At 26.9% G+C, this 17,219-nt stretch carries 13 protein-coding genes and 1 pseudogene; 7 read left to right on the forward strand and 7 right to left on the reverse strand.

Features of this window, described 5'->3' with window-relative positions:
• Positions 1-48: 48 nt before the first annotated feature.
• On the forward strand, positions 49-1,371 hold the full coding sequence (locus BRSU_RS02420; protein ID WP_048593625.1) for an MATE family Na+-driven efflux transporter: 1,323 nt from the start codon (positions 49-51) through the stop codon (positions 1,369-1,371).
• Between the two features lie 77 nt (positions 1,372-1,448).
• Here BRSU_RS02420 and BRSU_RS02425 read toward each other — a convergent pair whose 3' ends face one another.
• Positions 1,449-3,143, reverse strand: a complete 1,695-nt coding sequence (locus BRSU_RS02425; protein WP_048593626.1) for an amidohydrolase — start codon at positions 3,141-3,143, stop codon at positions 1,449-1,451.
• Between the two features lie 169 nt (positions 3,144-3,312).
• Between BRSU_RS02425 and pcp the strand changes: the two genes are divergently transcribed.
• The 5 genes from pcp (at position 3,313) to BRSU_RS02450 (ending at position 11,941) form a co-directional block, all read left to right on the forward strand.
• Entirely contained in the window at positions 3,313-3,918 is a 606-nt protein-coding gene (gene pcp / locus BRSU_RS02430) for a pyroglutamyl-peptidase I (RefSeq protein ID WP_048593627.1), read from the forward strand.
• 108 nt (positions 3,919-4,026) lie between these two features.
• Positions 4,027-7,773, forward strand: coding sequence for a phosphoribosylformylglycinamidine synthase (locus BRSU_RS02435; protein WP_048593628.1), 3,747 nt, complete (start codon positions 4,027-4,029; stop codon positions 7,771-7,773).
• 238 nt (positions 7,774-8,011) lie between these two features.
• Positions 8,012-8,827 carry a Cof-type HAD-IIB family hydrolase gene (locus BRSU_RS02440; protein ID WP_048593629.1) on the forward strand — a complete coding sequence of 272 codons (816 nt, stop codon included), beginning with the start codon at positions 8,012-8,014 and terminating at the stop codon, positions 8,825-8,827.
• Between the two features lie 18 nt (positions 8,828-8,845).
• Positions 8,846-10,072 (forward strand): M20 metallopeptidase family protein, encoded by a 1,227-nt coding sequence (locus BRSU_RS02445; RefSeq protein WP_048593630.1) that lies wholly within the window; start codon positions 8,846-8,848, stop codon positions 10,070-10,072.
• Between the two features lie 126 nt (positions 10,073-10,198).
• Positions 10,199-11,941 (forward strand): LTA synthase family protein, encoded by a 1,743-nt coding sequence (locus tag BRSU_RS02450; RefSeq protein WP_245158036.1) that lies wholly within the window; start codon positions 10,199-10,201, stop codon positions 11,939-11,941.
• A 62-nt stretch (positions 11,942-12,003) separates the two neighbouring features.
• Here BRSU_RS02450 and BRSU_RS15065 read toward each other — a convergent pair.
• Positions 12,004-12,401 (reverse strand): annotated as a pseudogene (locus BRSU_RS15065) (PepSY-like domain-containing protein).
• Positions 12,402-12,604: 203 nt separating this feature from the next.
• Positions 12,605-13,042 carry a PepSY-like domain-containing protein gene (locus BRSU_RS02460; protein WP_048593632.1) on the reverse strand — a complete coding sequence of 146 codons (438 nt, stop codon included), beginning with the start codon at positions 13,040-13,042 and terminating at the stop codon, positions 12,605-12,607.
• A 208-nt stretch (positions 13,043-13,250) separates the two neighbouring features.
• Here BRSU_RS02460 and BRSU_RS02465 point away from each other — a divergent pair, with 208 nt between their 5' ends.
• Entirely contained in the window at positions 13,251-13,490 is a 240-nt protein-coding gene (locus tag BRSU_RS02465) for a hypothetical protein (RefSeq protein ID WP_012671924.1), read from the forward strand.
• A 28-nt stretch (positions 13,491-13,518) separates the two neighbouring features.
• Here the strand turns inward: BRSU_RS02465 and BRSU_RS02470 are convergent, their stop codons facing one another.
• The 4 genes from BRSU_RS02470 to dhaK form a co-directional block, all read right to left on the reverse strand.
• Positions 13,519-13,992, reverse strand: coding sequence for an ankyrin repeat domain-containing protein (locus BRSU_RS02470; protein WP_048593633.1), 474 nt, complete (start codon positions 13,990-13,992; stop codon positions 13,519-13,521).
• A 78-nt stretch (positions 13,993-14,070) separates the two neighbouring features.
• Complete coding sequence (dhaM, locus tag BRSU_RS02475; RefSeq protein WP_048593634.1) at positions 14,071-15,516, reverse strand: dihydroxyacetone kinase phosphoryl donor subunit DhaM; 1,446 nt, start codon at positions 15,514-15,516, stop codon at positions 14,071-14,073.
• A gap of 23 nt (positions 15,517-15,539) precedes the next feature.
• A complete protein-coding gene (gene dhaL, locus BRSU_RS02480; RefSeq protein ID WP_048593635.1) occupies positions 15,540-16,151 on the reverse strand; it encodes a dihydroxyacetone kinase subunit DhaL in 612 nt (203 codons plus the stop codon).
• A gap of 24 nt (positions 16,152-16,175) precedes the next feature.
• Positions 16,176-17,171, reverse strand: coding sequence for a dihydroxyacetone kinase subunit DhaK (gene dhaK, locus BRSU_RS02485; RefSeq protein WP_048593636.1), 996 nt, complete (start codon positions 17,169-17,171; stop codon positions 16,176-16,178).
• Between the last annotated feature and the right edge of the window lie 48 nt (positions 17,172-17,219).

Genomic DNA, 17,219 nt, shown 5'->3' on the forward strand with positions numbered 1-17,219 from the left:
TATATTTATATATAATATAAAATCAGTAAATTAATCAGGAAATAGATTATGTATACAAATTCGTTAAGGCAAATTAATTTCAGACTTTTTATTGTTCTTATGATACAAGCTTTGATGCCTTCTATATATTCAACATTTAGAATATATTTGCTTGACAGCTATCCAAGTGCAAGTGGTATAAATATTGCATCTCAGCAAATGTGGCTTGGAATCATATATGAGGTATTTGAAGAAGCTATAATAGCACCTCTTTTTTTCTTCTTCGGTAAGATAAAAGATAAAGATTCATTAGAGCAAAAATATATATTTATAAATAAAGTCAGAAGTTCTATATTGATAATAACTTTTATATATATAATAATGGCTTTTATTATAAATGTATTTGCCGGCAATTTAGTTACTGTTATGAAGCAGCAGACAGAACTTTATGCGCAAACTACCACATATATAAGATTAGAATCTTTAGCTAATATTGCTGTTGTATTATTTCATTTGGTAATAATAGTTCATACTGCTTTGGAAAATTATAAATCTATTTTTGTAATAACTACTATAAAAATGTTTTTAACTATTATCCTTGATATAGTTTTTGTTTCTCAATATCCTATATCATTAAATTTCGGAGTTAATGGAATAGCTTATAATAATATAATATCAAATTTAATTTCTATAATAATAGCTTTAATACTATTAAGTAAATGCGGATATAATATTTTTGATAAAATAAAAGTTCAATTCTTATGGAATAAAAAAGTAAGTTCATTAAATGTAATATCAGGACTTGAATCATTTTATAGAAATTTGATTTACAGCATAGTACTTGTAAGAATGATTAATATTGTAGGAGAGCAGGGTAATTATTGGGTGGCAAATTCATTCTATTGGGCTTGGCTTTTGATACCTATAAATCAAATAGGCACATTAATAAGAACAGATTTATCTAAGGATCATAACAGAAGCTTAAAGCCTTATGTTCTTCTTACAACTATATGCGTTCTTATATGGATAGCATTAATACCTACATATAAGTATTTTATGAAGTATATAATGAATGCACAGAATCTTGAATCTGTTATGTCATTGATTATGATACTATTTCCTTTTTATATATTCTATGCATATTATAATATCATATCTAATTTATTGTACGCTATAGGACAGATTAAATATATGCTTTTTCAGTCTTTTATAGTTAATACTTTTTTCAATATACCATATTTTATTTTGTATTTAAAAGGTGCTTATGAGATTACACTTTTGAATATCACTTTAAGATTCGGGCTTGCCATTTTAATATCTACAGTGATTATATATATAATTTATTTTACTAAAATAAGAAAAATTTTAAAATTAGAAAAACATAATATTTGAATATAAAAAAATTACTGCATTTACTATCATAAAAATAATGAATGCAGTAATTTGTTATTTTTATTTTGTTTAATCATTTATAAAGCAGTATTTTTCTTATATAATGTTTTTCCTTCTTTAATAGTTTCAATTACTTCTATATCTTTTATCTTCATAGGATCGCATGTAATAGGATTATCGCTTAATATTACTAAATCAGCCAATTTTCCTTCTTCAATAGTTCCTTTTAAATCTTCTTCTTTATTTTGATAAGCTGCATTAATGGTAATAGCTTTTAAAGCTTCATAAGGCGTAACTTTTTGATTATCTCCTAGTAATACGCCGTTTTTTGTTATTCTATTAACTGCACACCAAATAGTTTCAAGCATATCCGGTTTTATTACAGGTGTGTCCTGATGATATGTGAAAGCTAGATTATTATTCAATGCTGTTTTAGAAGCACTTATTTGAGATGCTCTTTCCATTCCCAAATTTTCTATATGTACATCGCCCCAATGATAAACATGTGCTACGAATATTGAAGGTATGATATTTAGATTTGACATTGATGTATATTGTTCATCTCTTATAATTTGGCTATGAACTAAAACTGCTCTGTAATTGTTAGTGGTATTTCTTCTTTGCATAACATTGCTGAATGCATTTATATACTGATCTGCTGCTGCATCTCCGTTACAATGGGCCTGAAGCTGCATTTCATCATCTAATGCTTTTTCAACGTATTTTTCTACTGCCGCATTACTATATATTCCATATCCTCTGTATCTTGCTGGTCCGCTTACATAAGGCTGTTCTAGCCATGCAGTTTTTGCCTGAGGAGAACCGTCTAAAAATATTTTATAGCCTCCTATTTTAAATCTATTGCTGTACTTTCCTACCATTTCTTTATTAGTTTCTACTATAGAGTCAGAATTTTTTAAATCTATAAATCCTATAATATCTATTCTAAATCTATTATTCTTTATCATATTATTTACAAGAGGAAATTCAGCAGTTGATAATAAAGCATCCTGTGCTGTTGTAATACCGTATCCTAAATAAACATCTTCAGCTTGATTTACAAATCTCATTAAATCTTCATCTGTCAATTCAAAGTTAATAGTATTGGCATAATGTAAAAAAGCTGTTTCTTCCATATATCCTGTAGGCTTTCTGCTGTCAGGATATCTCTCTATTACTCCGCCTTCTATATCCGGTGTATTTTCATCAACTCCAAACTCTTCCAATGCTTTTGAATTCATTGCTCCTACATGTCCTGAAGCATGAGTTATAAATATTGGGTGGGTATCAGAAATTTTATCTAAATCATCTCTATTAGGATTTTTATTATCAGGAAGTAAATTATTATCATAACCAAATCCCACAACCCAAGCATCTTGTTTTAATTTATTTATTTCTATATAATTAGTGATCCTTTGAGCTATTTCAAGTAAATTAGTAGAGCCTGTTAAATCTACTGTAGTGAGGGCTTGAGCAAATCTAACCAAATGGCTGTGAGAATCTATAAATCCGGGCATTAAAGTTTTACCCTGCAAATCTACTACTTCGGCATATACATTGTTCAAAATACTTTTTTCATCTTCTTCTGTATAAGCTACTTTCATTATTGTATTATCTCTTACTTCTATAGCCCTAGCATAAACAGCTTCATCGCCTTTCATAGTAATTATATTTCCATTATGATAAACTTTTATTTTATGAGTAATTTTATCATAACATGAAATTGATAATACAGATAAAATCATTAATAATAAAAAATATAATTTTTTCATTTTAAAGCCTTAAATAAGTTGTGATTAATATTATAACATTAATGTAAAAATTAAAAACACTTAATTACCTTATATAATAGAAATTAATTAAAAAATTATGAACTATTTATTATTTAAGTTTTTATTTTTATATTAAAATATTATATTTTATTAATAAGGAGTTTATAAGATGAAAATATTAATAACGGGCTTTGAACCTTTTGATAAAGAAATAATTAATCCTTCTTGGGAGACAGTTAATAGTTTACATAATATTATAGAGGGTAATGAAATAATTAAATTAAAACTTCCTACTGTATTTAAAAAGTCTTATAATAAACTTTTTGGGAATTTAGAAAATATTAAACCTGATATAGTTATATGTGTGGGGCAGGCTGGCGGAAGATATGAAATATCATTGGAAAGAGTGGCTATCAATATAGATGATGCTAGAATAAAAGACAATGAAGGAAATCAGCCTATGGATGAAATTATATTTAATGACGGAGAGAATGCTTATTTTTCTACGCTTCCTATAAAAAGAATAAAAGAAGAATTAAATAAAATTTCTATACCAGCTGCTATTTCAAATACTGCAGGTACTTTTGTATGCAATCATATAATCTATTCTTTGTTATACTACATAAAAAAGAATGATTTAAATATTAAAGGCGGATTTATACATGTTCCTTATATAATAGAACAAATACTAGATAAGCCTAATACTCCATACATGACTAAAGATATGATAGTAAAAGCTCTTGAAGTAATAATAAAAACTTCTGTATTATATTAAATAAAATCTGTTATACGCTTTTCAACTTATATTATAAGAAGTATTGATATAATAACCATTGCATATATAATCATTATATTAAAAATTTAAAATTAGGAAATTATATCAATGAACTATCGTATTTTCATCGAAAAAAAAGACGGCTTTAATTTGGAAGCTAAAAGATTAGAAAATCAATTAAAAGAAAATTTCAAAATAAAATGTAATGTAAGACTTCTCAATGTTTATGATATTTTTAATATTGAAGAAAATCAGTTAAATAATTCAATTAAAGTAATATTTTCAGAACCTCCTACTGATAAAATTGTTGAAAAAAAAGATTTTGATGGTTTAAAACATTTCGCAGTTGAATATTTACCTGGACAATTCGATCAGAGAGCAGATTCAGCATTACAATGCTTGAAACTTATTTATAATGATATAGAAGATATAACTATAGTAAGCGGAAAAGTTGTCATTTTTGACGGTAATATAGATGACAGTACAATAGAAAAAATAAAAAAATTCTATATTAACCCAGTGGAAAGCAGAGAAAAAGATTTAAACAAATTAGAAATAGAACCTCATCAAAAAGCTGATGATATTAAAGATGTAGAAAATTTCATTAATTTAAATATAGATGAACTTCATAAATATAGAGATACTCTTGATTTGGCAATGACTTATAAGGATATAGAGTTCGTACAAAATTATTTCAAAAATGAAGAGAAAAGAAACCCAACAGAAACAGAAATAAAAGTACTTGATACATATTGGTCAGATCACTGCCGCCATACAACATTCATGACAAAAATCAATGATGTAAAATTAGAGAATGATAAGAGTAATTTTTCAGAAGTTATACTTAATGCCATTAATAAATATCATGATATGAGAAAAGAGCTTTACGGAGAAGATGTTGATAGTAAAAGAGATATTAATTTAATGGACATGGCAACAGTATCTGCTAAATACATAAAGAAAAAAGGAAAACTTGAAGATTTAGAAATTTCAGATGAGATAAATGCATGTTCTATTTATATAGATGTTGATGCCGTTGATGAGAACGGAAAAAACAAAACAGAAAAATATTTATTAATGTTTAAAAACGAAACTCATAATCACCCTACAGAAATAGAACCTTTCGGAGGAGCTTCTACTTGTTTGGGAGGAGCTATAAGAGACCCTCTTTCTGGAAGAAGCTATGTATATCAGGCGATAAGAGTTACAGGAAGTGCTAATCCATTAGAAAAGCTAGAAGATACTTTAGCAGGAAAACTTCCTCAAAAGAAAATCACAACAACTGCAGCATCAGGATATTCTTCTTATGGTAATCAAATAGGTCTTACAACTTGTTTAGTTAATGAAGTATATGATGAAGGATATAAAGCAAAAAGACTTGAAGTAGGTGCTGTTGTAGGTGCAGTTCCTGTAAACTATGTTCGCAGAGAAAAACCAAAAGCAGGCGATATAGTTATAGTGCTTGGAGGAAGAACAGGAAGAGACGGATGCGGCGGTGCTACAGGTTCATCAAAAAGTCATACTGATACATCTTTAAGACTTTGCGGTGCTGAAGTACAAAAAGGTAATGCCCCAGAAGAAAGAAAAATACAAAGATTATTCAGAAATAAAAAGGTTACTAAATTAATAAAAAAATGTAATGACTTCGGTGCAGGCGGTGTTTCTGTTGCTATAGGTGAATTATCAGATGGAATTGACATTAATCTTGATGTGCTGCCTGTTAAATATTTAGGATTAAACGGCACTGAACTTGCAATATCAGAATCTCAGGAAAGAATGGCTGTTGTTGTTGAAAGTAAAGATGCAGATACATTTATAAAACTTGCCAATGAAGAAAATATTGAAGCTACAAAGGTTGCCACTATAACAGATACTAACAGACTTGTAATGTATTTGAAAGGCAAAAAGATTGTAGATATAAGCCGTAAGTTTTTAGATACAAACGGAGCTAAACAAGAAACTAATGCTGTACTTAGAAATATAGATTTTGAAAATAATCCTTTCAGCACAAAGAATGCATGTTCTTTAACATCTCATTGGTTTAATATGATAGAGGATTTGAATGTAGCTTCTCAAAAAGGACTTATTGAAATGTTTGACTCATCAATAGGAGCAACAACTGTATTAATGCCTTTCGGCGGAAAATACCAAATGACCCCAAGCGATGTAAGCATTCAAAAAATACCTATATTCGATAATAATGCTAAAGAAATAAATACTGCTTCTGCTATATCTTGGGGTTATAATCCTTCTATAATGAAATGGTCAGAGTTTCATGGCGGTATATATTCTGTAATAGAATCAATGTCAAAACTTGTTTCTATTGGTGCTGATTATAAAAATATAAGATTATCATTCCAAGAATATTTTGAGAAATTAGGAAATGATGCTAAAAAATGGGGTAAAGTTTATTCTGCATTGCTTGGTACAATATATGCTCAAACAGAATTTGATATACCAGCTATAGGCGGAAAAGACTCTATGAGCGGTACTTTTAATAATATATCAGTTCCTTCAACTTTAATATCATTTGCAGTATCAACTGTAAACTCTAAAGATGTTATATCTCACGAATTCAAATCTGCTAATAATTATGTTTACTTAATAAAACATGATATGCTAGAAAATTATATGCCTAATATTTCCGAAATAAAAGAAAATTTTGAATTCATACATCAAAACATAAAAGACAAAAAAATATTATCAGCTTATACTATTAAATTCGGAGGTATTGCTGAAGCTTTAACAAAAATGTCTTTCGGTAACAGAATAGGTGTTGATATAAAAGATGAGCTTTATTTCTTTAATTTAATGCCTGCTTCATTTATAGTAGAAACTAAAAATGAATTAAATTATAAAAATGCTGTACTTATAGGAAAAACTATAAATGAATACAAAATAAAAGTATGCGGTGAAACTGTAGATTTAGAGGAAATAGAAAAATTATGGCTTGATAAATTATCTCCAGTATTCCCTTATAAAACTTATGAGGACATAGAAACTTACCAGCTAGCTGAATATAAAAGAGAAGCACCATTTATATGCAAGAATAAAACAGCTAAGCCTAATGTATTAATAGCGGCATTCTTGGGTACTAACTGCGAATATGATACTCAAAAAGCATTCTCTGATGCAGGAGCTGACACTGATATTTTTGTATTTAGAAACATTAAACCAGAATACATAAAAGAATCTATTGAAGAGATGTCTAAAAAAATAGATAATTCTCAAATATTTATGATTCCGGGAGGATTCAGTGCTGCAGATGAGCCTGACGGTTCAGGAAAGTTTATTTCTGCAATACTTACAAATGAGAAAATTAAAAATTCTATACATAAATTATTAGAACGCGATGGGCTTGTATTGGGTATATGTAATGGTTTCCAAGCATTAATAAAATCAGGACTTCTTCCCTATGGAAAAATAGGAAACATTACAGAAAACTCTCCAACTCTTACATTCAATAAAATAGGAAGACATATTTCCCAAATGGTAACAACAAAGGTAGTATCAAATAATTCTCCTTGGCTTTATAATATACCAGTAGGAAGTGAATTAGTTGTTCCTGTTTCTCATGGTGAGGGAAGATTCTTTGCTGATGAAAATACAGTAAAAGAGTTAATCAAAAAAGGACAAGTTGCTACTCAATATGTTAATTTAGAATCAAAGCCTACTAATGAGTTTAGATTCAATCCTAATGGTTCAGTTTATGCTATCGAAGGTATAATTTCAGAGGACGGAAAAGTATTGGGTAAAATGGGGCATAGTGAAAGATACGGAAACAATTTATACAAAAACATCATTACAAAGGATATTTATAACATCTTTGAAAATGGCGTAAATTATTTCAAATAAAAATATCTAAACTTATAAAAAATAAAGCTGTAGTCTTTTATAAAGATTACAGCTTTTTATTATTAATAGTGAAAATATGTGTAATTTACATAATTCAATATCAATCAATAAAAAAGTATATATAATTTAATATCTAAAATATTATCAATATATTGAATATTAATATTTTTTATTATAATATATAAGAAAGGTATTTTTTATTAATAAAAAGTTATAAATCATATTCAAGGATAGTATAATGAATATTTCAGATATATCAAAAGATAAAATTAAATTAATAGCTACAGATTTAGATGGTACTTTACTTAATGATAAAAAAGAAATTGGTGATTATACTAAAAAAATATTAAATATACTTATGAATGATTATAAAATAGAACTTGTATTATCAAGCGGCAGACCTTATGAAGGAATCATAAATTATAATAAAATTTTAGAAAATGATAATTGTTCAATAATTTTTAACGGAGCTAATATAGTTGATAAAGAAGGCAAAGTTATATATAAAAAAACTATTGAAGAAAATGCCTGCAGATCTATAATAAATATGTCAGCAAAATATGATGTATGCATACATGTTTATGATAATGGTAAATATATAGTATCAAAGGAAGATTTTCCTATAAAGTCTTATGTACAAAAAGATCAGTCTCTTCCTGCAGTTTACGGCTTAAATAATATAAATAATTATGTATTTGATAAGATGCTTATTTTGGGAGATAGGGGAATTTTAGATAATCTTAAAAGCGAAATAGATTCTCAGTTTGATGTGCATTCTTGTTTTTCTGGTCCTTTTTCTTTAGAGATAACTTCAAAAGGTACTAATAAAGGTAATGCTTTAAAATGGATTTGTAATAATAAAGGTATAGATATAAAAGACATTATTTCATTTGGAGATAATTTTAATGATGTTGAAATGGTTGAGTATGCAGGTGTTGGAGTTGCTATGGCAAATGCTGAAGAAGAGTTAAAACAAAAAGCTGATTATATTGCTCTTTCAAATGATGAAGATGGAGTAGGTAAATTTTTAAGCAATATTTTTTCAATACAATGATATGGTTATTTATATATTATGAAAGAATTAGATTTTATAAAGAATAAAATAAAAAATATAAAAGAAGAATTAATAAATATAAGACGGGATATACATTCTCATCCTGAATTATCAAATGAAGAGTTTAGAACTATGGATATAGTATCTAAATATTTGACATTTCATAATATAAAGCATAGAACAAAAATCGCAGGTACAGGTATTATAGCTGATATTGAAGGCATTGATAAAAGTTTTACCGTTGCTTTTAGAGCAGATATTGATGCTCTTCCTATAGAGGATTTAAAATATTGTGATTATTCTTCTAAAAATAAAGGTATTTGTCATGCTTGCGGACATGATGTGCATACAGCTATTAATATGGGTATAGCAAATATATTTTCAAATAATAATGAAAATAAAGAAAAAATTATACCTCCTTGTAATGTGAGATTAATATTTCAGCCTGCAGAAGAAACTACAGGCGGAGCTTTACGCATGATAAAAGAGAATGCTTTAGAAAATGTTAATGTCATATATGGGCTTCATGTTTCATCTAATGCTGATATTGGATATATACAGATAAATGATAATATAGTTAATGCAAGCTGCCTAGATTTTATAATAAAAGTTTATGGAAAAAGCAGTCATGGAGCTAATCCTTCAGGCGGTGTGGATGCTATAGTTATTGCATCAAAAATAATAAATGATTTACAAACTGTAATAAGCAGGAATATACCTGCAGAAGATAGTGCAGTCATTACAATTGGTACTATTAATGGAGGAACAGCTACAAATATAATATGTGATTATGTTGAAATTACAGGTACTATAAGAGCTTTAAAAGAAAGCATTATGGATAAAATAAAATCAAGAATAAAAAAGATAGTAAAGTTTATATCTAATTCTTTTGATGGGGATGCTGAGTTTATAGAAACCGTTTATTTTGCATCTCTTGTAAATTGGAAAGATGCATCAAGTATTGTAAGAGAGAATGCTTTGTATTCTTTAGGTGAAAATAAAGTATTGGAATTAAGTCCTTCTTTAGGTGCTGAAGATTTTTCTTTCTTTGTACAGAATAAACCAGGAGCATTTTTTTATATAGGTGCTAAAAATGAAAAGAAAGGAATAACACATAAAGCACATAATGGATTATTTGATGTAGATGAAAATTGTATAGAAATAGGATTGATGCTTCAAATAATGAATCTATATAAAAGTTATTCAAAAAAAGACTTGTTCTATATTGGAAAAGAAAGAAATTAATTAGTATTTATTTTTTATCACTAAAATATATTTATATTATATATTTTATTAAATAAAAAATAATTGTATAAAAAAAGATATATTATATAATAATTAGTCAATATTTTAGTTTTTATGGAATTATATATGAAAAATATAAAATTAAAAAATAATAGTTTTTATTTGATTTCTTTATTATTAATAATTTTGCTTTATTATTTTATTACTCAGTTACTATTTCCTATGTTTTCAGTAATGAAAATGAATTTCAGTATTATTGATATATTGTATATTTATTTATTTTCAATAATATCCTATATTCTATCGGACAAAAATAATTATATTTCTTACTTTTTTATAATAGTTGCTGTATTTTCTTTTTTTGCTATAGAACCATTAGGAATTACTATAGAGGCTAAGCCTTTATTTTTTACTGATATGCCGGATTTATATCCTTCTCTTATAGAAGTACTTCCATTATACATGAAAATCATAACAATATCTGCAACTACTTTGTATTTTGGGCTTTTATTTGCCTATGCTTTATATTTTATATATAGATTGATTAAAATGTATAAAATAAATATTAAGAAAGCTGTTATAATGACTTTAATAGTGGCAGCTGTAACTTATATATCATTTTTTAGAAATATAAAAATAGATTCTATATATGTTGATTATATTAATATAGCTAATAAGTATGGTATTATTAATACTATAAGTTATAGAATATCTTATGATAAATTTATGAAAGTAGATTCAGATATAGAAAATGTACAAGAAGCAATTAATATATTAAAAGAAGCACAGAGTAAAAGAGATATATCACATTTAATGCTTTCTTATGATACTGATAAAAAGAGAGATGTATTTGTAATATTTTTAGAATCTTTTTATGATTATGAACATTTTCTGCCTTTAATGGATAAAGATCCTTTTCCTAAAGAATATAGAGAATGGGCAAGCAATTCTACTAAAGTAGGACCTAATGATGGTTACGGAAGCTTATTTGCTAGAACTTCGGGACTCACAGGAACTTCTCCTATATTTCCTAAAAAACAAAAAACACCTATATATACAGCTTTGCCTTATTTAATGAAAGATAACGGATATTATACTATAGCTTTAGAGGAATCAGATGTAACATATTATCTTGATGCTTTATTTCCTAATATTGGTATAGATGAAGTTGTATTTAAATTGGGACTTACAAATATAAAAAATTATATAAAAACAAATGATTTTGATAAGCCTATATTTGTAACAGGATTTACATTTATGGGACATGCTGGAAGTCATGTTGAAAATGATTTAGATGTATACGAAAACAATAAAAGCTTTATGGACAAAATAGATAAAAGAGATATACCTGTATTAGTTGAAACAATGGAAAATTCTGCATTAACTGCTAAAGATATAATAGATACAAAAAACGCTATATTAGAAAAATATCCTGATGCTTTAATAATATTTAAACATGATCATTTGTATCCGTATTTAAAAACTATAATACATAATTCAAACATAGATGATTCAATAAAAGAAGATTTCTTTAATTCTTATGATATTTCTCCTTTACTAATATGGAATGGTACTAATGGATATTATAGATTTGAAGAGAATGGATTTCCTCCAGAAAATATACCTATGTTTGTTGCTGTAAATACAGGAGCTAATTATACGAATTCTATAATATCATTATTGTATAAAGATAAGACAGATGACATCATTAGATTCTATAATTCTTTTTATACTAATGATAATGGAAAGATAGTTAGATTAGAAATAGATAGGAACAGTTTATCATATAAACAGAACAATGCTCAAAGAATATTATCTCAGGATTTATTCAGAGGAAAAAAGTATTTTTATGAATGTATAAATAATTGATTCTTTATAAAAATAAGGACGGACAAATAATTGTCAGCCCTTATTATTATTTTACTTTGTTATTAGTCTAATTTATATCCTACAATTTTACCATTGTTATCAACACAAACTTCTCTGTTATTTCCCAATTTTAATTTGTAGCTTAAATATTATTTGCTTATTTCTAATACAGGTACTTGAGGGTATTTTGTATTTATCGGTTGATTATTTCCAGATACATCAGTCCAATTTCCTTGTCTATCAAAATCAATTTCTAAACAGCTAGCTAATTCTACTTTGTATGATTGTCTATCCTATTCAGCATAAACTATTTTATCATTTGAAAAATTAGCTTTTACAAATTCCTGTGCATTTTTTTGAAGCTGATTTGCTTGTATTGACATGTTAGCAGCAAAAGAACTAACTACAGACAATATTATATAGATGCCACTAAAATAATTTGTTTGAAATGTTTTCTTATAAAATAACTCCTTTTATTTTTTCGTTATACTTATATGATAGTACATAAAAAACTGATCGTTAATTTATTTTACAATATTTTCGAATAAAATTTACTTAAAGTATTAAAAAGTAAATATTTGTATATTTTGTAAATAATTTTTGATAAACAAAAAAAGCCGGCATATATGAATATACCGGCTTTTTTAATGATTTTTTATGCTATTAATCTAATTTATCGCCTGTTATTTGTCCGTTATTAGATACATAAACTTCTCTGTTATTTGCTAATTTTAATTTATAGCTATTATATTCTTTGCTTATTTCTAGAACTTCAATTTGAGGATATTTTGCTTGTACACTCTTTAATACTGCTGTAGGTATAAACTGAGTAGGTATAGGTCTGTTATTTCCAGATACATCAGTCCAATTTCCTTGTCTGTCAAAATCAATTTCTACACCACTAGCTAATTCTACTTTGTATGATTGTCTGTCCTGTTCTGCATAAACTATTTGATCATTTGGGAAATTAGTTTTCACAAAAGTTTGAGCATTTTGAGGTAATTGATTAGCTTGTATAGGCATATCCTCTGCTGTTAAAACTAAACTTGAAATCATCATTAAAGATGCTATAGAGATGAAAAGTTTTAATTTTTTTGTCATACGCTTCTCCTATTTTTGAAATCCTTTTGTAATATTAAAACTCATATATTTTTTTTATGTAAAATATTATTTATAAACAATATTATTTTTTTTACAATTTTAAATAAATTTTGATTATAATTTTATAAAAAATAATTTACAAAAAAAAATATTGACTTTTTGTAAAAAAATATTAAATTCTTTTAAGATATAGCAAAAAGGAGGAAGTATGGCTCATAACATTATAGATGGATATAGAAAAATAGAAGGTAATTATCCAACCTATAGAGAATATTTAATACATTTCTACTGTAAAGATTGTTCTAATTTTTGGGCAGTAGATGATAAAGAAATTAATATATCAGAAGATGATGATATTTCTCAAATTGATGATATAATTGAAGATTCAGTATCACATTGTCCAATATGCGGATCTACAAACATAACAAGGAGCAATAATAATAATTAATAAATAAAAAATATTAGAGAAGGTATTATTATATATCTTCTCTTTTATTTTCTATAAAGTCAACGATTTCTTTGCATCCAAGATCTTGAGCTATATTAAGTGCATCTTTATCGTCTTCATTTTTTATTCTTAAATCAGCACCGTTTTCTATAAGCATTTGAGTGGCTTTTATATTATTGTTTTTTACAGCTATTATTAAAGCAGTGTCTCCTCTCACATCTATGTCATTAATATTGGCGCCATTTTTTATTAGATAATCAATAGTTTCTATAGCCCCATCTTCAGCAGCATACATTAAAGGTGTCTTATTACTAAAATCTTTTGAATTAATATTAACTCCGGAAGCTATTAATCTTTTAATCTTTGAAAGATCTCCATATAAACAAGCTATATGTATATTTTCTGAGCTTTCTATTTTGATATTTTTAGTTATTTTTTTCATAATAGGCCATAATATAACTATGGCTACTATTACGACTATGATGATAGTGTTGAAATTCATTGTTATTTCCAATTTATATAAAATTATATACCCGTAATATGTTTATAAAACAATATAGAATTATTATAGTAAAAGCTATTATTTTTTTAAATAAATAATTTTGCCTTCCTCATTTTTAGTATCTATAACTATATCTTTTCCTTTCAACTGCATAGCAGAGTCATATATAACATAAGGTATATTTAACGATTTTAAAAGTATAGCAGCATGTGATACAGCACTTCCATTGATAGAAATTACACCTTTTATATTTTGTCCTATCTCTGTTACAATAGAAGCATATATATTATCTACCATCAATATTATATCATCTTCTTCGGGCATATTAATTTTTATATCTAATAAATATTTTAAAACTTGATGCAGTATATCTTCTATATCATATTTTCTTTCTTTTATGTATCCGTCATCTAAAGAATCAAAGCTTTTGAATATATTTCTCATTACTTTATTATATGAGTAAGCAGCTGAATATTTTTTATTATCTATTAAATCATATACTTCTTTTAAAACATAATCATCAAATAGCATTGATATATAAGTTTCAAATATTAGATATTCATTATTTTGAAGATTTTTTTCTTCTATAATGGTTTTTTGTTCTAGAAGATCTTTTTTTACATTTTCTATTGATTGATTAAATTTATCTTTTTCTGCCTGCGTATCTTTTATATATTCTTTTTTTACATTGATACCAAAATACATATATGTGGCTTTACCGCTTACATGTCCATCTGAAACTACAATGGCATTATTATCGATATTTTTTTGATGAACAGTTTTCTTTTTAGTTTCGAATTTTCCATTCACTAGATATTCAAATCTTTCTAAAACTTGATCAGCATCAGGACCTTTTGCATATATTTCCATTACATCTCCATATTCTATATTCAATAACGTTACTTTAGTGATACTATCCGCTGATACAGGCGGCTTATGCTTAGTTTTATTAGAAATATATACCTCACTTTTTGAGTTAGCTATCAAATTGATAAACATAAAAACAGGTCTGGCATGAAAACCATTTTCCAATAATATTTTATATTCTCCTTTGACATAATCTTTAAATTCTATATCATCTAATACTTCATTATTTATAGTATAATCGACTTTATCTTTAACATATGATATTTTAGGAGTAAGACTTTCTAGAGATTCATTGATAACTTCATCTATATTTTTACCTAATGAAGCTTGTATAGCGGCATTTATTCCGCCTTCTATGAAAGGTGCTGATGTAATTCTAACATTTGAAGACTTTTCTTCATCCAACATAGATATTGCAAGTTCTGAACTTATCAAAGCACTTCCCAAGTCACAAAATATTATAACTCCATCATCTGAATATACATTTTCTATTGCATTAAAAACATCAACAGCATCTGTACCAACTTCTTGATGATTATCTCCAGCTCCTCCAGAGAATGATATTTTTATATTATTAGCATTAGTAACTTCTTTTATATATTCTGCTGTAGTTCTAGCAAGTTGATAGCTATGTGAAACAAATATTAAACTAACCACATTAATTCCTTTTAATATATTTTTTATAAAATATTTATTAATTCTTTTATCATCATAAATGAAGAGGTAGCTCCAGGATCCTGATGTCCTGCACTCCTTTCAGCTAAATAACTAGCTCTTCCTTTAGTAGCAATCATATCTATAGTAGATTTCATTCCATTTTCTGCTGATATTAATACTTTACTTTTAAAATCTTCTATACTTTCATTATTTTCTTTCATAGCATTTAATGCAGGAAAGAGAGTATCAAGCATAGTTTTTTCACCTTCTTTGGATTTTCCTAATGCGGATATGGCATTTGTACCTTTATTAAATATTTCTGTTATATCTTTCAAAGTTAATTCTTCTTTATTAGTAGAAGCTATACTTGCATTAAGGAAGAATGTACCATACAAAGGTCCTGAAGCTCCGCCTACATTTTTTATGAGAAGTGTGGCAGTTTGCTTGAATATAGCTGATATTGCAGAATCATTATTTTTTAAAGCATCTCTAACACAACCAAAACCTCTGCTTATATTTATTCCATGATCAGCATCCCCTATATCTGCATCTAATTTAGTAAGATAATCTTTATTTTCATCATATACAAGAGATAGATTAATAAGCCATTCTTTTATTTTTGTATTATTGCACATAAATATCTCCTTTATAAATGATTATTAAATGCCCCATCTTAGAGCTGCAGTATATACAGGATAATCCCAAAGTTTTAATATATCATCATTAACTTTCATTAAGCTTATAGAAGCACCTGCCATATCTATAGAAGTAACATAATTACCTATTAAATTTCTTACTATTTTTATTCCTTTTTTTTCAGCTATTTTAACAACATCATTATATAATATGTAAAGTTCCATCAAAGGAGTGGCTCCCATACCATTAACCATACAAATTACTTCATCACCATTTTTATATGGTATATCAGAGCATATAGCTTCCATCATTATTTCTGCTATTTCAGAAGATGTTTTTATACTTGTTCTTTCTCTTCCAGGTTCTCCATGTATTCCGATGCCCATTTCTATTTCATTATCAGATATATCAAATGTGGGGTTTCCAACAGCAGGAACTGTACATGAAGTTAGAGCCATGCCCATAGAACGTGCATTTTTCTTACAATAATTAGCATACTCTAAAACTTTATCTATATTATCCCCTTTTTCGGCAGAAGCACCGCAAATTTTTTCAAAAAATACAGTTGCTCCGACTCCTCTTCTTCCTGTAGTATATAAACTGTTCTTTACAGATACATCATCATCTATGATAATACTTCTTGCATCAATACCTTCAGCTTTGCATAAATCTTCAGCCATTTGGAAATTCATAACATCGCCTGTGTAATTTTTAACTAAAAATATAATTCCTTTATCATTATTTATTGTTTTTGCTGCTTCTTCCATTTGATCAGGAGTAGGAGAGGTAAATATTTCTCCAGGACAAGCAGCATCAAGCATACCATATCCTACAAATCCGGCATGTAAAGGTTCATGTCCGGATCCTCCGCCTGAAATTAGGGATACTTTATTATTTTTATTGGCTCTAATTACATATATAGGATCATAATTAACTTTTAATATATTAGAATATGCTTTTTGCATACCTTGAAGTTCTTCTAATATTATGTTATCTACATTATTAATAATTTTTTTCATGAGTACCCCATTATTTTTTATTTTTATAATATATTATGTTACTTATAT

Origin of the sequence: Brachyspira suanatina, from assembly GCF_001049755.1 — a bacterium.
Classification (GTDB): domain Bacteria; phylum Spirochaetota; class Brachyspiria; order Brachyspirales; family Brachyspiraceae; genus Brachyspira; species Brachyspira suanatina.